Below are 205 nucleotides of genomic sequence, written 5' to 3' on the forward strand. Positions count from 1 at the left end.
GCCGCCGCTTTTCGACGGGAACAGGCCGGCGATCTCGGCATAGGTATGGGCCTGGATGAAGCCGAAACCGACCGAGATGATCCAGATCACCCAGGAGGGTGTGCCCACCGTCGCCGCGATCCCTCCGATCGAAAACAGCACCAGCGCCGGAACCCCGGCCGCCACCCAGAAGGCCGCAGGCCAGCCGATCACCCGATGCAGCCCG

Annotated in this window: 1 pseudogene; it reads right to left on the reverse strand. The window is 67.3% G+C overall.

The features are described 5' to 3' along the window. Nucleotides 1-205, reverse strand: a pseudogene (locus XINFAN_RS21570) (amino acid permease); the annotation flags it as partial.

The organism is Pseudogemmobacter humi (assembly GCF_900609055.1).
Taxonomy (GTDB): Bacteria; Pseudomonadota; Alphaproteobacteria; order Rhodobacterales; family Rhodobacteraceae; genus Pseudogemmobacter; species Pseudogemmobacter humi.